2 protein-coding genes and 1 pseudogene are annotated in these 2,008 nt (G+C 60.9%); 2 read left to right on the top strand and 1 reads right to left on the bottom strand.

Annotated features, from left to right (window positions below; translation table 11 throughout):
* Positions 1-316, bottom strand: a pseudogene (locus NW853_RS07320) (energy transducer TonB); the annotation flags it as partial.
* Between the two features lie 256 nt (positions 317-572).
* On the opposite strand from NW853_RS07320, the gene NW853_RS07315 reads away from it, so the two are divergent.
* The gene (locus NW853_RS07315; protein WP_414335947.1) at positions 573-1,061 is read left to right on the top strand and encodes a VOC family protein; all 489 of its coding nucleotides are present in this window, start codon (positions 573-575) and stop codon (positions 1,059-1,061) included.
* A 19-nt stretch (positions 1,062-1,080) separates the two neighbouring features.
* Positions 1,081-1,932 (top strand): Tab2 family RNA-binding protein, encoded by an 852-nt coding sequence (locus tag NW853_RS07310; protein WP_414348677.1) that lies wholly within the window; start codon positions 1,081-1,083, stop codon positions 1,930-1,932.
* Positions 1,933-2,008: the final 76 nt, after the last annotated feature.

The raw sequence follows: 2,008 nt of genomic DNA, 5'->3' as shown, positions 1-2,008 counted from the left end.
GGGGAGCCTCCTGGCGAGGAGCAGCCTGGGATTGGGGTGGACTGCCCTGGGAAGGAGGGGCTTCCGCCCGTTTGCCCCCATCGCGGGAATCCACTTCTGAAACCAGCTTTGCCTCTTCCGGCGGCTTGAGATCTTCTGGCTTCAGAAGGATAAACTCGATGGCTTTTTGTTCTTCCTGGCGAAGCGGCCAAAACCGACTCCAGTAGAGCAAGGCCAGCAGCGCCAGCGCATGCAGCAACAAGGACAGCGCCACCATCCAAAAAAAATCGCGCGACTCGTCCTCGCGGCGGCGCTGTTCAACCCAGATGCTGGCCATGGCCAAGATTGCCCCTTCTTACAAACCTCTCAACACACCGAGTTCTCTTGTTGCAGACTCGGCCACTCCGTCCCGCTGACGCGAGCGGATTACACACTAGCTAGTGTTATAGCATCCGAGCGGTTGGCACTCCTGCGCAAAGGCGTACAGCTTGGGCCTGAGAAGGGATCCCACCTGGCAGCAGCCGTTCCAAAATCGCCTACCTTGATAAAGAGCAGGGATCCTGAGTCGAGCAGGCTGCTTTGCGAGAGAGCCCATGGAACCCATCCGCTTTCATCTGGCCTTTCCCGTTGCCGATATTGCCTTGGCCAAGACTTACTACGGCGAGGGCCTGGGTTGCCAAATCGGTCGGGAAACGCCTGTTTCAGTCATTTTGAACCTCTATGGCCATCAACTGGTGGCCCACCTCACCCAGGAAGAGCTGAGGCCCCAGCGGGGCATCTACCCCCGCCACTTTGGCCTGATCTTCCCTGCCCAAGCAGATTGGCAGGCGCTGGCTGAGCGGGCCCAGGCACGGGGATTGCCTTTCTATCAGGAGCCGCGCTGGCGCTTTGTCGGCACCCCCCTGGAGCACGGCACCTTCTTTTTGCAGGATCCCTTTTACAACCTGCTGGAGTTTAAGCACTACCGCCACACCACCGCCATTTTCGGGGAGCGGGAATGGGCCATGGTCGGGGATGAGGCTTCGCACCGCTCGCGGGAACACCCCTCGGCCCACTCAGGTGGTGGCGAAAGTGGCACATAGCGCGAACAGGAGGGATCCTTTGGCCACTCAACCCCTAGGCCCTGCGCGCGGCCCCATTTGGCAGATGGATTTTAACGCCGTTCCGCTGCGGGATGCGCAGGAGCGGCGGGTTTGGGAGCTGCTGGTGTGCGATGCCAGCGGCCAGTTTCGCCAGGCCCAGTACTGCAGCAACCAAGAGGTCAATAGCACCTGGGTGGCCCAACAGTTGCGCAGCTATTTGGAAGTGGCCCCCCAGCCCCCTTCGGCCATTCGCGTCTTCCGCGCCCGCATGAGCTCCATTTTGCAACGGGCCTGCAACGCCGTTGGGATCCCGATGCTGCCCAGCCGCCGCGTCTATGCCCTCAAGGCCTGGATGCGGGAACGGGCAGAGCAGGTTTACCCTCAGGAAACCCAATTTACCTACAGCCCCGAGCCGCCGGTGGAGACGGATCCGCCGGATCCCATCCCCCTGCCGGACAAGTTGCAGGGGGAGCGCTGGGCGTTCGTTACCCTGCGGGCCAGGGATCTGCGGGATGCCGAGACCTGGCCAATGGAATTTGGCGAGCTGTTCCCCCTAAACTGGGAGGCCCTGGCGCCTGACACAATCATTCCTGGGTTGGTGATTGCCTCGCGGCGGGCGCTGCCCATAGCAGCCTGGCTGAGCGGTATGGAGCCTGCCTACTTGACGGTGGCGGAGGGACGGCTGCTGTTCGAGGCTGGCCTCAGCGATTGCTACCTGTTTGCGCAACTAAAAGATGAAAAGCTGCAAGCGGAGGCAGAAGGCTTTGCCCAACGCCAACGCCAAGCCCAAGGGATCCACTTTCTCGCCATCCAAAGCGATTTCCGGGCCCAGTCCTTCGCCGGCTTTTGGCTAATGCAGCATCCCCTCTAAAACCATTGTCAGCCCCTTACGTGGATCCTCAAGCTAGCTGTGTTGGCAAAGCAACACAAAAACGGTAGCAGCGGCT

Source organism: Synechococcus sp. H55.11, from assembly GCF_047462475.1.
In the GTDB taxonomy this organism is placed as follows: Bacteria; Cyanobacteriota; Cyanobacteriia; order Thermostichales; family Thermostichaceae; genus Thermostichus.
The sequence above is the reverse complement of the archived record's forward strand: the minus strand, read 5'-3'. Positions and strand labels throughout refer to the sequence as shown.